Source organism: Myxococcales bacterium, from assembly GCA_022563535.1.
In the GTDB taxonomy this organism is placed as follows: Bacteria; Myxococcota_A; UBA9160; order UBA9160; family UBA4427; genus DUBZ01.
The window spans coordinates 1-15,632 of sequence record JADFNE010000079.1 but is presented as its reverse complement, the minus strand read 5'-3'; the positions used below and the strand labels follow the sequence as shown (position 1 = coordinate 15,632).

Sequence of the window (15,632 nt, the reverse complement as noted above, 5' to 3'; positions counted from 1 at the left end):
GAATGGTCGAACAGGCGGCCCGCTGCGATGGAGAGCCGCCACGAGGCCTCTGCATCCTCGATCGCGACGACCCCGAACACCTCGAAGGCGCTTACCCCAAAAAGTTCGACCCCAAAGCTTCCAAACTCGAGTTCGTGGTCTGGAAACGGCGCCAGATCGAGAGTTATCTGCTGGTGCCGCGCGCGATCCGGGGATGCCTGGCCAAGCATCGCGATGATCCCCAGCTCGATCGACTGCTCGAATCCTGGCTCCCCGATCCGAGCGACGAAAAGGAATTTTGCAAGCTAAACGCCAAGCAGGTGCTCGGGGCGCGAGGACCGATCGCGCGTTACCTCGGCCGCCCACTGCGTGCTCAGGAGATCGTGCGCGGCATGACTCCGCTCGAGATCCACGACGACATCAAAGGTGTTCTCGTGCGCATTCGCGACCGTCTGTGCTCATCGGTCGAGTCCCCGGTCCGCAGGGCTGTTCTCTAATCTAAATGCGCCAACCACGGCGCGAATCTAAATGCGCCAACCGCGTGTGCTCAGGGGTCGATCGCATCGCGCAAGATCGGCCTCGGCACGGGCTGGCCAAGTTTTCGCACGACGCGCACTTCGCGTACGAGTGCGAAGGCCCGGCCCAGAAACAGTGAACCGATGATGACGTGCATGCCGAGAAAAATAGTGTTGGTCCAGAACGCGAAGGCGTAGAGGGCCTCACGGGTTCCAAATTCCTCGAACAAGTTCGCGAAAGCGATCTCGCGAGTTCCGAAGTTGCCCAGCGAAGGAATCAACATCACGACGTACATCATCGGGATTCGGGCCATTAGCGCGATCCAATCGATATCGAGGCCGAACGAACGAGCGGCCAAACCCTGGATCCCGACATCATATACACCGAACAGGGCAAACCAGCCGACATAGGGGAGGAGTTCGCGAGGTTTCACGCTGTCGATCCAGCTCCCAATTCCCAATCGATTGAGAACGACGCGCAGATATCCCATCCGCACCGCGAGCGAGACGACCCCAACAATCACCCAACACACCAACACGAGCAGCGCGACATCGGAGTTGCCCAGGACGCCACCGTCGAGCAAGCCGAGGGCGAGGGTGGCCTGGAGCAAGAGGATCGCGAAGTGAGCGACAAAGGGGATGCTCGCAATGGCGACGACCCGTCCTACTTCCGCCGTCTGTACGAGCTGTGTCACGCCCAACAAGAAGGTCGCATCGGCCAATGAGTTGTTGACCGTGCGCAACAACTCGGAAGCACCCTTGATGGCCATGATCTTGCGAATGGGAACGCGCTCGAGGAACTGTCGGATTGCGGCGGCTTGGAACAGCCCCCAGACCACGAAGAATGAAAGCTTGTCAAAAATTGTGATCGCGATGAAGAGGGGGACGTTCGCGTTGGCGGTGGCAGCGGGAATCGATTGCCAATCAATCTTGTATCCAAATACGTAAACTAGTGCGCCGATCGATATGGACCAGGGCAGGAGTTGACGGCCAATGCTATTGAAAACAGACTTCACCGGGCCGCAGCATAGCGCCAGCTGAGGGATCGGGTGTTCAGTCGATCACTGAAAAATCTGCGCGACGTGCGTGGCGTCGTTGAATTTTTCGAAGGCGAGTCCATTCGATGAAGGTTTTAGCCCTGGATTTTGACGGTGTCATTTCGGACAGCGCTCCGGAGTGTTTCTGGATTGCGTTGCGGACCCTTTTACGGGTCCGTCCCAACACGGGTTACCAGGCGCTACTCGCCAGCTTGGATGAACTCGACGGGGCGCAGGCTCGCGAGGCGGTAGCCCGGGATTCGCTGTACCGGGGTTTCCTGGAGTTGCTGCCCCTCGGCAATCGCGCCGAAGACTTTGGAGTCGCGCTGTTGGCCCTGGCCGCCGGCGTCAAGCTCGAAACCCAGGCTGAGTACGATCACTACTACGATTCTCTCGAGGCGACCTTCGCCGCAGACTTTCACAGCCAGTTCTACCGAGAACGCGATGAGTTTCGCAGCGCCCAGCCCGAGCGTTGGGCGCTGCTCATGAGCCCGTATCGGGAGTTGATCGAGGCGCTGCGCCGGCACGCGGGTTCTGTGGATTTTGCGATCGCAACAGCCAAGGACGGCGCCTCGGTGTCTCAGCTCCTTTCTCACTACCAGCTCGAAGACCTGCTGGGTCCCGATCATGTCTTCGACAAAGAGGCTGGCCGCGACAAGCGAGCGCATCTGGGCGCCGTGCGCGAGCGATTTGATGTCGACTTCTCGGACATCACCTTCATCGACGACAAAGTCAATCATCTAATTCCGGTTCAGGAACTGGGAGTTCGCTGTTTTCTGGCTTCTTGGGGGTATAACGGCCCGCGAGAACACGTGCTGGCCCAGAAGAACGGAATTGGGGTTTGCGGACTCGATCAACTGGAGTCGATGGTCTTCTCTTGAGCGCCCGCAGGCGCCGGCTTGGCCTTGGGTTCAATTCGGTCTACTCTTGTCCGGGTAGGATGATCGTGACACGGAATAAGGCGGAACCAAGAGACTAGATCACGCATCTCAGCGTGAGCTTGGCCCGACCCGCGACCGGAAGAACGGCTCCCCCCCACCGACCCCCCAAAGAATTGCGCGCGAGAAAGTCTCACGCGGACTGCGAGCGAGTGATCTCTCGGACGTGCCGGATCGCGATCCGGCCGCCGCAGATGGGCCCGAACGATTCGACCTTCGGATCGATGCGCTACGGGGGGAGCGAACTGCGTGCTTGACCAGAAGGAAAGTCGCAGCGGGTTCGGATCCCCGGGCCATCCCCGCAACCGCCGGCGTCTCAGCGGGAAGTCCTTGAGCCGTCGAGGACGCCTCACCTTGCTGGCGCTCGTAGCCGGCGTCGTTCTGGTCGCCGGATTCTCGCAATTGGCTTCGACGCTAAAGCTCGCGATGCGGGATTTGCACCCGGGCACAAGCGCGTTGAATTCCGGTGTACCCGGGTTGCGCCGCGCGGCGCCCGAACCCTTCTTTTCTCGGCTTCCGGTGGGTGCCGAACACGCTGTGTACGCCTATGCGGACGATCCCACTGGGCGACATTCGAGCGGAGTTGCATTTGCCAGTGCGGCGAGTGATCCATTTTCGGGCCCGCGACTGGTCGAGGTCGTTCCGGCGCCGCTGGATCGCCCGGATCTCGCGGGCCCACTGCGAATCGAATACTCACTCGATGCAGAACTCACCCGGTTGGTCTTCAAGATTCTCCGCGCCGGTCGCGTCGAGCGCGGACACGTGATCGTGCTGGAACCCGATTCGGGTCGAGTGCTCGCCTATGCGTCGACCGACCCCGAACAGTTTCCGCCGACTCGAGCGTATCCCGCAGCGTCGCTGGTCAAGATCGTGACCGCGGCGGCCGTGCTCGATACGCCCGCGGGTCAGCTCCGCAAACCCTGTCGCTATCAGGGAAATCCCTATCGCCTCCGTCGCACGGGAATCAAGCGTCCCAGCACGGGTCGCGAGGTTTCACTCGAAATGGCGCTCGCCACCTCCAACAACAAATGCTTCGCGCAATTTGCGGTCAACGATGTCGGCGGCTTGGGGCTGCTCGACACGATCGATCGGTTTGGTTGGCTCTCGCAAGCCGGCCCCGGTCACGACGCGGGCACTGTCAATCTGGGCAGGCTGGGTGGGGACGATTACGATCTCGGCCGCCTCGGATGTGGCTTGGCAGGCTGCCGCATCACCCCGCTGCACGCCGCGCGTCTCGCCGCCACCCTGGCCAACGGCCTCAACGTCGAACCCTGGTGGGTGGATCGCGTCGTCGATGCCGAGGGGAATGAACTTGCGCGACCCTTTGTGGAAGCGGCACAGCGCGTGATGAGTAGCGAACGGGCCGACGAACTCCGGCACATGATGGTGCGCACAACCACGCGAGGAACGGCCCGCAGCGCGTTTCGGGACCGCCGAGGGCAACCGCGCCTCGATTCAATCCAGGTCGCGGGCAAGACCGGGAATCTCTCGGGATCCAATCCCGACGGACGCTACGAATGGTTCGTCGGCGTGGCGCCAGCGGAGGATCCCACGATTGCCATCGCTGTGGTTCAAGTTCACGGACACCTGTGGTGGAAGAAGTCGTCGGAGATCGCCGCCGACGTGCTCTACGAGGTTTTCTGCGAGAAGAGGAATTGCGATCCGGCCCTCGCAAGTCGTTACACCGGGAGACTCAGCTCTCGAACCGCACCGGTGTTTCTCTCCGAGAACGGGTTGGCGACTCCCTAGGACTGACTCTTGGCTAGCAGGCCGAGGCTCAAGAGCGATTGAAGTTCTTGTCCGCTGGGATCGCCTCTGCGAGCACGGTCCCCATGCCGAGGGCTTCGCCGTCCTCCAGGGATTCTACTGGAGGGAGACACGCGACGAACTTTTCGAGCAAGGCCGAACTCTCTCTCGACAGATTGCAGAAATGCAGCGCAATACCCCGGTCTCCATCGTCTCGAACGATCTCGGCTTCGACCTGGATCGGTCCAGCATCAGAGGGTCCGTAGAGCGCGAGCCTGAGATGCGCGCCGATTTCCATATCGCCGAAACGCTCCACCCGCATGCCGGAAGACGAAAGATCGCGCCCCATCAAGATCGAATTGACGCCGTCGCTCTGCACTTCGATACGCTGGAGATAGTCCCCGCGCCGATCTTTGCGCCGCTCGTCCGGCTCCGTCTCAGACGGGGCGACGGTCGTCAGGGAGAGTTGGACTTCGCAGTCCGTGCTGACTGGCGGATCGGTCTCGTCGTCGAGTTTCAACCCTGGGAGCGCGCGGCTGTCGCAACTCGGCAGGCTGAGTGCCGCTGGAAACTTGGGAGCGAGAGACAGTGGCCCGCTGATCCTCGAATTGATCATTCGGGCGAGAGTCGAGAGACTGGCATCGTCGAGGTCGGCATCGAAGACCATTGCGCAGCTGTACCTCGTAGCGTCTCCGTCCTGCCAGGGTCCCGTACGAAGGATTTCGCCCGAGAGATCGAGTCGTTCGCAGCCGGTCGTGGTCGCGTCCAATGAGAAGGTCACCCGGGTTCCCGACTCGAACGGCTCGTCGCCGATGAAGTGGCAACCTCGATTCGAGATGTCGACTAGAAGCGATTCGCGGTTTTCACGAGTCGTTGCGCTCTTCGCTGCAACACTCGCGACGGAAATCTGAGAACCCATTGGGAGTCGGGTATCGCGGCGTCTCTCGTCTCCCTGGTAGAGCGCTCGCTGAATCAATAGACGCCAGACCTCAGGGTGCACAGGCAGCCTGACCAATAGGTGAAATCCCATGGTGCGCAGCATGCGCCGCAGGGCGGGGGAATCTTCCTCTACTGCGATGATGCGAACGGGTCTTCCCGGGCCCGCACCTGGTGGCGAACCAGGGCGTACCTTGCTCGCGTGGCGCGGTGTCGAGATCAGCAGATTCGAAGGTGGACCGACCTCTTCTCCGATCTCAGATCTCCGAAGCCGGCGATAGGCGATTTCGGATCGGTCGAGCAGTTCAGCCACGGGCAAGAGCTCACCGTCGTCCAGTAGCAGCACAGCAGGGGTGTCTTGCATCTTCGAATTTGGCCTCGGGTTCAGTCTCTGAATATGGGAGGTGATGGGGGGGACTGTCTCGCAGCCTATCTTTTCGGATGATCTCGAGAGAGACTGAAGAAACAGCTCGAACCCCACGGGGTCAGCTTAAATCTCCACACTCGTGGCGTTCGCAGTGATTGGGCCCTCGAGGCTGTGGTTCGATCTAGTGAGCCTGCTACTTTGGTTTCGTGGCCAACGATCAGACACTGACCTCCACACTTCTCATTGCCATGCCCCAACTCGAGGATCCGAACTTTCGTCGCACCGTGATGCTTATCGTCGAACACGATGAAAACGGAACCTTCGGGCTGGTATTGAATCGCGAGGTTGACCTGCTGGCGTCGACGCTGTGTGCGAGCCTCGACATCAAATGGCGCGGGCACCCGAAAGCCAACATTCAATGGGGCGGGCCGGTGGAACCCGACTCGGGTTGGCTCCTGCTAAACCAGCCTGAAATCGAAGACCTCGAAGATCCAGCCATCGCACGGATCGGAGAACAAGGTCTGTTCCTCGCGCGCTCGCTCGAAGTCCTGCGCAATGCCTCCAATCAGTCGCTCAGTGATATTCGCTTTTTCCTGGGGTATGCGGGATGGGGACCCGGGCAACTCGAATGGGAGATGTCCAACGGCGCATGGTTGGTTGCTCCTCCGAATCGCGAGATGGTTTTCGAATCCTCGAGTGGCGCGATGTGGGATCAGAGTGTCCGGAGCCTCGGGATCGACCCGGCTTCGCTTGTAGCCACCCAGGGTATTCACTAAAGGGCAGGTCGATCGGGGCTGGCCGACCCCGAGACCGTCTCCGCAATCATGCGTGAAATTCTCAAAAAAATTTTAAGCGCCGACTCGGCGGGTTCGTCTGCGAACGCCTACGAGGTTCGCTGCCACGACTGTGATGTTTCATTTCCGGTCGGAACCAAGCGTTGCATTCACTGTGGTGGACGGACGGGGTCGAGACCGATCTTCGAAGAGCAAATTGCCGCGGATCCGCAGGTTGTCTTCGCCCCAAACTTCGCTCCGACAACGGATTCAAACCAATTCACGGAAATGTCGAGCGATGCGGTCGAGTCGATTGATCCGTTTGCGGATACGCTAGACGAAGACAAACAGCCCCGAGGATCAATCGTGCGAGCCTTGGGCAACCTGAGCTGGTTCCTGGTCATTGCCGCGCTTTATCTTTACCGCTCCTGCGCTGGCTGAGCCCGCTCCGATTCATTATCACTGCAAGTCTGGAGGAACCCCAATGAAGGTCAAAGCTGCGATCGCCGTCGAGGCGGGCAAACCCCTGATCGTGGACGAAATTGATATCGAAGGCCCCCGGGCCGGTGAGTGTCTGATCAAGCTCGCTGCCACGGGCGTCTGTCACACCGATGCGTTTACCCTGAGCGGTGATGATCCAGAGGGGTTGTTTCCGGCGATCCTTGGACACGAAGGCGCAGGGGTCGTCGAGGAAGTCGGTAGCGGTGTGACTTCACTCGCCCCCGGCGATCATGTGATCCCGCTCTACACGCCAGAATGTCGGCAGTGCAAATTCTGCCTTTCGGGCAAGACCAATTTGTGTGGCGCCATACGCGAAACCCAGGGGCGAGGCATGATGCCCGATGGGACGACGCGATTGTCCTATCAGGGGAAACCAGTTCATCACTATATGGGGACGTCGACCTTTGCCGAATACACGGTCGTTCCCGAAATTGCGCTGGCCAAGATCAACAAGACGGCACCGCTGGACAAGGTCTGCTTGTTGGGGTGTGGTATCACGACCGGGATCGGCGCAGTCCTCCACACCGCAAAGGTAGAGCCCGGGGCCTCGGTGGCGGTTTTTGGATTGGGGGGGATTGGGCTTTCGGTGGTTCAAGGTGCGGTTATGGCCGGAGCGGAGCGAATCATCGCCGTGGATCTCAATCCCGACAAATTTCCCATGGCCGAGCAATTTGGAGCGACCGACTGCATCAATCCTCGGGATGTCTCCGACGTCGAAGAAGCCATCATCGATATGACGGACGGCGGCGTCGACTACTCGTTCGAATGCGTGGGCAATACGGATCTGATGGCAACCGCGCTGCGCTGTACACACAAGGGCTGGGGGGAGTCGATCATCATCGGTGTTGCGGGTGCGGGCAAGGAAATTCATGCGCGACCGTTTCTACTCGTAACTGGGCGCAGTTGGCGGGGCACCGCGTTTGGCGGAACCAAGGGTCGTACGCAGTTGCCACAATTCGTCGATCGCTACCTGGCTGGCCGTATTCACATTGACGAAATGATAGGTGCCGTGATGCCGCTGGAAGAGATCAACACCGCCTTCGATCTGATGCACCGCGGTGAGGTGATCCGCAGCGTCATTCAATTTTGATCCGCGCGTTCAGGTCGAGTTGCGGTGGCCTGTTGGCCAACCACCCGAGAAGCGCGCACACAGAATCTACATTGGGCAACATTCGGGTCGCCGCCGTGAGTGAATCCGCCGGGCCGACACGGAAGGTATAGGCCAGGCCGCTGAGCAGGCGAAAAGCGTCCTCATCGGTTTGATCATCGCCGACGTAGATCACCCGGACCTGCTCCGACCACGAGGGTCCGTAGAGGGACCGGAGGATGTGTAGCGCGGCCCGACCTTTGTCCCAGCCGATGGGAGGACGCGCCTCGATCGAGCAATGCGCGGCGCGCGCCTGGAACCCCGCGGCAATGATGATGTCGTGGGCGCGGCTGGCGAGTTCGGGCCAGCGACCTTCCGAAACTCCGCGATAGTGGTAGGTGAGGGTGGCCCCTTTGGCCTCGGTCCAGGCACCGTCCAGGTGAACTTCCTCGAGGGCTTTCGTCAATTCGAGAGTTCGATCCTGGTAGTGGATGAGGTCTTCATGGGTAAAGCGGTCGATTTGCGGACCGGTGATTTCGAGCCCGTGATTTGCGGCGTAGGTGAGTTCGCCCATGTCGACAATTTGTTTCACGTCGTCGAGACCGCGACCGCTAATGATGGCCACATCCGTATCGGGTCGTTCCGCGCACCGCGCAAGCACTATACGCATGCTCTCGGTCATGATGGCATCGGATGGGTGACTCTGAATCTCGGAGAGGGTTCCATCGTAGTCGAGGAAGAGCGCAAGCCTTGGGCGATTGAGTGCGGTGCCCAACCACAACTGGAAATCCTCACCAGAAATGGGAGACAGCTGGGTTTGCCGACGAGCCGCCGCATCGAGAAAACTGTCGACCCAGCTCGATATGTCATCTCGCGCCTCTCGCTTGCGCAGTGCCGCTATTCGGGAGCTTCGCTCGTGTTCGTCCATCGTGATCGCGCGATGAATCGCCTCTGCGGTTTCGTCAATGTTGTATGGATTGACGAGCAGGGCTTCGCGCATGGTCTCGGCGGCACCGGCCATGCGTGAAAGGATCAATACGCCCGGGTCCCCCACTTGCGACGCCACAAATTCTTTGGCGACCAGATTCATTCCGTCGCGCAGGGGAGTCACGAGTGCAACGTCCGCGTCGCGATACAGCGAAGCGAGTTCTTGGTTGTTGATGGAGCGGAACAGATATCGAATGGGCGACCAACGCGACGTGGCAAAGCGACCGTTGACCCGCCCCACGAGTTCGTCGATCTCGCGCTTCAACTCCCGGTATTCAGCGACTTGCGAGCGACTCGGAACCGCGAGCTGAAGTAGCGTAATGGTTCCGCGATGCTCGGGATGAAGTTCCAGCAGGCGTTCGAAGGAGCGTATTCTTTCTGGGATGCCCTTGGTGTAATCCAGTCGATCGAGGCCCAGGACCATTCGTTCGCCATCGGGTCTGGACCTGGGGGCGGCGTTTTTGGCACGCCGCTCGAAATCGTCGAAAGCGATTCCGATCGGGAAGACACCAACCTGAACCGTGCGCTTGCCGTGTTCGACAATCATTGCCTTTCGATCGACGCGGCTGCCGAGCCGTTTTTCTACACAGTCGAGGAAGTTGTCCGCGTAGCCCTTGACGTGAAACCCGACCAGGTCGCAGGCGAGCAAGCCGCGCAACAGTTCCCGGTCCCACGGCAACAATCGAAAGATGTCGTAGGGGGGGAAGGGGACCTGATGAAAGAAGGCCAGGCGCACCCGGGGCAATCTCTGACGCACGAATTCGGGCGCCAACATCAAGTGATAGTCGTGGATCCAGATGAGATCATCCCCCGACACTGCCGTTACCGCAGCATCCGCGAAACGCTCGTTGACTTCCCAATAGACTTTGAAGTCCAGGCGATCGAACCTCGTCCGTGCGGGCAAGGAGTGCATCAGGGGCCATAGGGTGCGGTTCGAGAAGCCATGCACGTAGTGAGTGACCTCACGCTCGTCGAGGTACAGCGCCTTGATCTCGTAGGACTCGTCCTGCAGCGGAAGCACTTCGTGCGGATTGAGGTCGATTCCCGGCCAACCCACCCAGGTTCCACCGCGGTCGCGGAGCACCGGCCCAAGCGCCGAAACCAGGCCCCCCGACGATGCACTGCGGTCGAGACCCCCGGCAGTACGCGTAATGGTGAAGGGCAGTCGGTTGCTGACCACCACGACCGCGGCCTCTCGAGAGGGCTTCGTCGATTGCAAGCTGGACGGGCCGGAGACGAGCGCGACTGGTCCTGTGCTTTGTGCGCCGGGTCCCACGGCGAACTCCTCTGATCTCGGGGTCGGCAAGGGGGTCGCTCCCGACGGATCGTGAATTCGCTCGGGAAGCAACTCGCGACTCGACAACGTACCCAATCGCGAAGAATTCGGACTGGAGTCTTCACTCCCCAAACCGTTGCGGTGATCGCGGTATCTGATCTTGCATGAGCACTGCATGCTGCAGTGTCTCGATCCATGGAATTGACGAAATTTCGTCTCGCAAGGCCAGAAGATTCAACAGGGGGCGGAACGCAAGCGACGTGCAAGCCACGTGCACATGACGTGCAACCGATACGCGCCGCGCTAGCAGTAGATGCGCAACTAAAGCTAAGGATCGTGTGTGAGAAGTACGAAGAATCCCCCAACTGAGGACTTTTAGATGATTTTGTTCTCGAACGCTGCAGAGGGGCTGCAGGGTGGATCGAATGCAACAGCTGTCTCTCCGAATCGATGTGAGGGCGCTATTCTCGGGCTCCTTTTTCTGTCTGCAATCGAGCGATTGATGCTCGTGGCCGGCACAGAAATGTCATCGCTTAGGGGTTCGGACTTCAGTTGCTGAATTGGTTAATGGGTTTAAATGTTGTGCTTGGTGTGCTCGCGTATCGCGATCTGCTGACTTTCCGTCCGTATCTGAACTCAGATGAGACACTCACGATTCCGTCGGGAGAAGCGGTCCTGTTTGCCTCGTCTGAAACGGCCCCTCTGATGATCGCATTGCTCAGTCTCTGGCTCCTGTATCACCGCAGGGTTGAGTTTTTCGCGCTTCCCCGCCGCACTGGACCGGTCTGGCTCGCAGCGATCGCGTTCACCGTTGGCGGCGCGATTTTTGCCTGGGCGGTGTACACCAGAGCTCACGACCTCCAGGCCCTTTCGCTGATCGCCAACCTGGTCGGATGTGCGCTCTTGTGGCGCGGGTTTCCGGCGCTGCGAATTGCAGCGGTTCCCCTCTTGCTCCTGTTGTTTACGATGCCCCCGCCCGCCCCGCTGGTGGCGAGCTGGATCTGGAGTTTTCAACTCGCCACGGCGGTCCTCGCGGGTTGGTTGCTCTATCTGATCGAGGTTCCCGCGGTGGTTTCCGCTGATGTAATCCAACTGACCGGAGACACCTACCAGGTAATTGAAAGTTGCAGCGGCCTCCGCTCGACCCTGAGCCTGATGATCTTTTCGATCCTCATGTCCAATCTGTTCGATCGCAGCCGCTGGCACGCTGTCGGGCTGTTGCTCGCATCGATTCCGATCGCATTTGCGATGAACGGCCTGCGGGTATTGACGCTGATCCTCAACCCAGCCTCGAAGATTCACACGGTTCACGTAGCCCAGGGACTTGTCGTGCTGATGTGTGGGCTGGTCCTGCTGTATGGAGTAGATGGCCTGCTGGCACGACTCTTCCCGGTACGGCAACAGCCTCGTGTCGCTGTTGGCGCTGCGAATGATAGAGATGAACACGCCGGGATTTCGCCGCTCCATCGCGCGGTGGGAGTCCTGTGTCTGCTGCTGCTGCTGCTCGGGACGCTGAACTACATGCCCAGATGGCGGTTCCGTAGCGCGGCTGGGCCACAAGTTGAACTGGCCTTCGAGCAAGTGATGACGGGTTGGGAGTCACAAAAACTCGAGACGCTGGAAAGCAGCTTTTCGACGGCTTCGTTTCGATACTTCCATAGAATGCGGTACGCGCGGCCCGATGCACGTGAGCAATCCGCGCTGCCGCAACAGGTGGCGGCTGACCCCCCGGTCGATGTGTTCGTGGGAATCGGCGAGCATCTGAATCGATTCCGTTCGCCGCTTTCGCCGAAGAACGCGTTCCCCGGCCGGGGTTGGGTAACCGAAGACCTGGGCGAGGTTCATCTCGACGGTAGCGACGCTGCGATCACGTGGAAGTTGCTTCGGTCCGGAACCCACCGCCTGATTGCGTATCAATGGTACGAGGAGGATCGCGGATTACTCGTGGAGGGGGTGCGAAGCTTTTTCGCCCTCGACCGAAGCCTGCTTTCGCGAGAGCTCCCGGTGATCGCGATTCGAATCGCAACGCAAGTCGATTCGACGGAGCCCGCCGACATCAGACAAGCGCATCAAAGACTCACAGCATTTCACAGCCGAGTTGCCGTCGCCGTGCAGTCCGTGAAGGATCGCTTGAGAGGGTCCGGAGACACCGAAGTCTCGGGGACTCCAAAGTTCCCTTTGTGGGAAAGTTATTTCCTAATCGACACCGAGTCTGAAAAAAAATTCATAAGTAAAAACAAGGACTTAAGTATAAATAGGACAGTGGCATGAGCTTTGCACTATTCAGTGACAGATTCACAAGTACCCTCCGGGGAAGATGTGGCGGATTGCCGTCACTTTGAAACGCGCTTGGGAATTCGAACGAAAGATAGAAAGTATTAAAAGTTAAAAGAAAGAAAGCATCAAGGAAGTCGAGATCGAGTTGGGTGACAAAAGCCGCCAATAGCTGTACGAACACATGCTGATAAATTGGATACTGGTCGGCCGGAAAGATTCGCCTCGCAGAACTGAAGGATAGATTGAAAGAATAACAACAGCTTTACCGAATGAACCGAAGCTCGAGTCGAGTGTGGTTCAACTGGGGATAGTTCAGGACCAGCAAGACGAATTTAACGGCGTTAGACGATCCAATGCAGGGTCTAAACACGAGTAGGAGCTCACTCAGCTTAGTAGAGGCGGTAGCGGAGAATGTAGCTGAAGCCGGAAATTGCTTTACTATTTCACCAGGATAGGGTCTATTGAGCAGATCGAGTTACTGTCGAAATTGAAAACGAAGGAGAGCTAACGAAATGCAACTACGAGCGATTATCGCACTTTCGAGCGTCGCACTGCTGACACTGATGTTCGCGCTCGTCTCAGGCGCAGGCCCGACGACCGGCTGCGCGTCGGACCCGGACGGCGACGGAATCTGTGACTCACTAGGTTTGGACAACTGCACCGCAGTCGCCAATCCGGGACAGCGAGACGATGACGAAGACGGTTACGGCAACGTCTGTGATTCGGATGTAAATCAAGACTGCATCGTGGGTGGTCCTGATCTGGGCGCGACATTTGCCAGGTCATTCTCCGCTGCACCGTGGTCACCCAAATCAGACGGTGCCTATGACGTCAATGAAGACGGCGTCGTCGGTGGTCCGGACCTGGGCAAGATTTTTGCCGACTCGTTTTTGTTGCCCGGCCCCACGAGTCGAGCCTGTGCTGACTGCAACGCAGCGGTGGGTACTGGAGTTTGCCCTTAAGGTTGATAGTGTGACCGCAAGGGAGTGATTTAATGAAGTGGGTCCTCGGCTCCGGTCGAGGACAATCCACCTGATCGAAAAAAGCGGCTAGTTCCGTAGCACGGATCCTGCTCAGGCAGATCGGCACAGAACTGAAGCGGTAAACAGCGCAACAAGCCAAGACCTGAAATTGAAATTGAAATTGAATCCAATCTGGGAAGATAATGATTAGAACAGGAGTTCAACTAGCAATGAACAAAGCACTCGCTCTGAGCGCCTTCGCGCTCATCATGGCGCTGCCGCTGGTCAGTTCAGCTGTGTCGATTGAGAATACCTTTCTTACGTCGACGACCGGTACCAACGCCATTCTCGTAGGCGACACGATTCAGTTCGAAGTCGTCCTTTTCATCGACAGCGGTTTTGATGTCGACACGCTCCTCTTTACACTCAGTGGTGACCGCGATGCCGCACCCTCCTCCACGCAGGGATCGGGTTGGGCCGGCGTCGACAACTTGGTGTCCGGCTGGAGCTGGAATTATACCGCCAGCGGTGGCAGGGTAAAATTTGGGACGAACGGTCGTGTCGCTCCCCTCCCCGCACCCGCTCCGACCCCAGATCTAGTTACAGGCCCGTACGGGTTCTTCGGCATCCTCAAGGTGGGTGACGGCGTCCCATCGATGGTCGGTACCGTTACGATCACGGCTAATACTCTCGGCAGCTATTCGGGTGGCGCTTACCTCCATCCCGGCGTTGGCACGATCGAAGCATTCGGGACGGCCTACGACGTTACGATCACTGGTGGTGCCTTCGACGTGGTTCCGGAGCCCGGAACGGCATTGCTCATGATGCTCGGTCTCGGTGGACTCGGCATAATGGGTCGCTCCAACCGCAAGTAGTAAGTAGATCGGTTCTTTTCGATCTATCGAGTTTGAGGCGCCCCGGGTGTAACAACCCGGGGCGTTCTCCTTTCTACCTACCATCAGCAATCGCTGGTTGAACAGCTGCGCAGGGCTCGATTGTGGGTTCGAGAACTCGGCAGGTAGCAGGGTGGATCTTGTGCTACTAGAGTAGCTGAGCCCAGCCAAGTAGAGACCCCAAAACCATGCCGACGACACCTGCCACTACGCCCAGCACTACACCCAGCACCACACCCCAGACCTCGACGATTTCATGCTCCCGCCGTTCGAGCGGGCGGTATTTGCCCACTGCTCTTTGGCTGGTCGCCCTGGCAATCCTTGTCGCCGCATGTGGTCCGGAGAGCGACGGATCACACAAGAGCCAAGAAACTGCTGCTGACCCCACGAACACCACCAGCACCACCACCACCGCGACGCCTGTAGTCCCGGGCGCTCCCACCCCGGGCGTGCAGAGAAAGCCGCCGCTCAAAGCGCTTGTCGCAGTCCTGACTGAGCCCGAGTACGAACCTGAACTCCAGGTTTGGACGGCGAAACACATGGCGAGTATTTATCCGACGGAGGCCGCCGAAATGCTGGCGACGACTCTCAAGTCAGCGGATCCGAAGGTTGTGATCGCTCTGATCGAGGGTCTGACGCTGGATCCGGACGGCCGAGTACGCGCCGCTCTCGAGTCCATCGAAGGTCACCCGGACAACAAGGTGGCCATGGCCGCCCGCGAGAAACTGAGCGCGTCAAACTGAGTCTCGGGCCAGGGGGGCCCTTCACTCTGGGGCCAGGACACTGCCGCTAGGTTCCGGTGCTCAAGAGGCTGATCATCTCGGCATTGCCCGCCAGTTCCGCGATCGCGAGGGGCGTCATCCCGTCCAGATTCAAAACACTGACCTTCGCTCCCGCCCCGAGCAAGAGTTTGACCATGGAGGGTCCCGACTCCACGGCCCGGTGAAGTGCGGTAAAGCCGTTTCTTTGGTTGACCGTATTTACGTCTACACCGGCTTCGAGTAGCAGCTTCACAATCTCCTCGTTGCGAAGCGCTGCAGCAAAAATGATTGGCGCCGCTGTTTTCTCAGTTCCGTCGACCTTCGCCCCATGCTCGATCAGCAGACGCACCGCCGCCGGACTCCTTTTCTGCACGGCAATGAAGAGCGCACCGCCACCGCGAGGCAATTGCTCGTTTACGTCTGCGCCCAGCTGCAGCAGGTGCTTGGCCATCTCGATCTGTTTCTTGTTGACGGCAATCATTAGAAGACTCAAGCCTCCGTCGTCCCGGGCGCTGGCGTCGGCGCCGTATTCGAGCAAAAGATCCAGAGCCTCGATTGCACCGATCTGCACAGCCAACGAAATAGGAGTGAAACCCT

General features: G+C 59.1%; 14 protein-coding genes. 10 read left to right on the top strand and 4 right to left on the bottom strand.

Going from position 1 to position 15,632, the window contains the following annotated elements; genetic code table 11:
* Positions 1 to 476 (top strand): hypothetical protein (locus tag IH881_17655; GenBank protein MCH7869523.1); only part of this gene is annotated, 476 nt, incomplete at its 5' end.
* A gap of 50 nt (positions 477 to 526) precedes the next feature.
* Here IH881_17655 and IH881_17650 read toward each other — a convergent pair.
* Positions 527 to 1,510 carry a flippase-like domain-containing protein gene (locus IH881_17650; GenBank protein ID MCH7869522.1) on the bottom strand — a complete coding sequence of 328 codons (984 nt, stop codon included), beginning with the start codon at positions 1,508 to 1,510 and terminating at the stop codon, positions 527 to 529.
* A gap of 107 nt (positions 1,511 to 1,617) precedes the next feature.
* Between IH881_17650 and IH881_17645 the strand changes: the two genes are divergently transcribed.
* Positions 1,618 to 2,412: a hypothetical protein gene (locus tag IH881_17645; protein MCH7869521.1), complete on the top strand. Its 795-nt coding sequence runs from the start codon at positions 1,618 to 1,620 to the stop codon at positions 2,410 to 2,412.
* 306 nt (positions 2,413 to 2,718) lie between these two features.
* Entirely contained in the window at positions 2,719 to 4,218 is a 1,500-nt protein-coding gene (locus IH881_17640) for a hypothetical protein (protein ID MCH7869520.1), read from the top strand.
* A gap of 28 nt (positions 4,219 to 4,246) precedes the next feature.
* Here the strand turns inward: IH881_17640 and IH881_17635 are convergent, their stop codons facing one another.
* A complete protein-coding gene (locus tag IH881_17635) occupies positions 4,247 to 5,515 on the bottom strand; it encodes a PilZ domain-containing protein (GenBank protein ID MCH7869519.1) in 1,269 nt (422 codons plus the stop codon).
* A 209-nt stretch (positions 5,516 to 5,724) separates the two neighbouring features.
* Between IH881_17635 and IH881_17630 the strand changes: the two genes are divergently transcribed.
* Genes IH881_17630 through IH881_17620 form a run of 3 tightly spaced genes read left to right on the top strand, consistent with a single transcriptional unit; the run spans position 5,725 to position 7,882 of the window.
* Entirely contained in the window at positions 5,725 to 6,294 is a 570-nt protein-coding gene (locus tag IH881_17630; protein MCH7869518.1) for a YqgE/AlgH family protein, read from the top strand.
* Between the two features lie 48 nt (positions 6,295 to 6,342).
* Positions 6,343 to 6,732, top strand: a complete 390-nt coding sequence (locus IH881_17625) for a hypothetical protein (GenBank protein ID MCH7869517.1) — start codon at positions 6,343 to 6,345, stop codon at positions 6,730 to 6,732.
* 43 nt (positions 6,733 to 6,775) lie between these two features.
* Complete coding sequence (locus IH881_17620) at positions 6,776 to 7,882, top strand: S-(hydroxymethyl)glutathione dehydrogenase/class III alcohol dehydrogenase (GenBank protein MCH7869516.1); 1,107 nt, start codon at positions 6,776 to 6,778, stop codon at positions 7,880 to 7,882.
* On the opposite strand, the gene IH881_17615 is transcribed toward IH881_17620, so the two are convergent.
* Complete coding sequence (locus IH881_17615; protein ID MCH7869515.1) at positions 7,869 to 10,142, bottom strand: bifunctional alpha,alpha-trehalose-phosphate synthase (UDP-forming)/trehalose-phosphatase; 2,274 nt, start codon at positions 10,140 to 10,142, stop codon at positions 7,869 to 7,871. The genes IH881_17620 and IH881_17615 overlap by 14 nt on opposite strands.
* 567 nt (positions 10,143 to 10,709) lie before the next feature.
* Between IH881_17615 and IH881_17610 the strand changes: the two genes are divergently transcribed.
* The 4 genes from IH881_17610 to IH881_17595 all read left to right on the top strand — a co-directional run bounded on the left by IH881_17610 (position 10,710) and on the right by IH881_17595 (position 15,017).
* Positions 10,710 to 12,413 carry an exosortase/archaeosortase family protein gene (locus IH881_17610; GenBank protein ID MCH7869514.1) on the top strand — a complete coding sequence of 568 codons (1,704 nt, stop codon included), beginning with the start codon at positions 10,710 to 10,712 and terminating at the stop codon, positions 12,411 to 12,413.
* A 518-nt stretch (positions 12,414 to 12,931) separates the two neighbouring features.
* Positions 12,932 to 13,381 carry a hypothetical protein gene (locus tag IH881_17605; GenBank protein MCH7869513.1) on the top strand — a complete coding sequence of 150 codons (450 nt, stop codon included), beginning with the start codon at positions 12,932 to 12,934 and terminating at the stop codon, positions 13,379 to 13,381.
* Positions 13,382 to 13,611: 230 nt separating this feature from the next.
* Positions 13,612 to 14,256, top strand: coding sequence for a PEP-CTERM sorting domain-containing protein (locus IH881_17600; GenBank protein ID MCH7869512.1), 645 nt, complete (start codon positions 13,612 to 13,614; stop codon positions 14,254 to 14,256).
* Positions 14,257 to 14,558: 302 nt separating this feature from the next.
* A complete protein-coding gene (locus IH881_17595) occupies positions 14,559 to 15,017 on the top strand; it encodes a hypothetical protein (protein MCH7869511.1) in 459 nt (152 codons plus the stop codon).
* Positions 15,018 to 15,063: 46 nt separating this feature from the next.
* Here the strand turns inward: IH881_17595 and IH881_17590 are convergent.
* Positions 15,064 to 15,632, bottom strand: a 569-nt coding sequence (locus IH881_17590) for an ankyrin repeat domain-containing protein (GenBank protein MCH7869510.1), incomplete at its 5' end; no start/stop codon positions are given.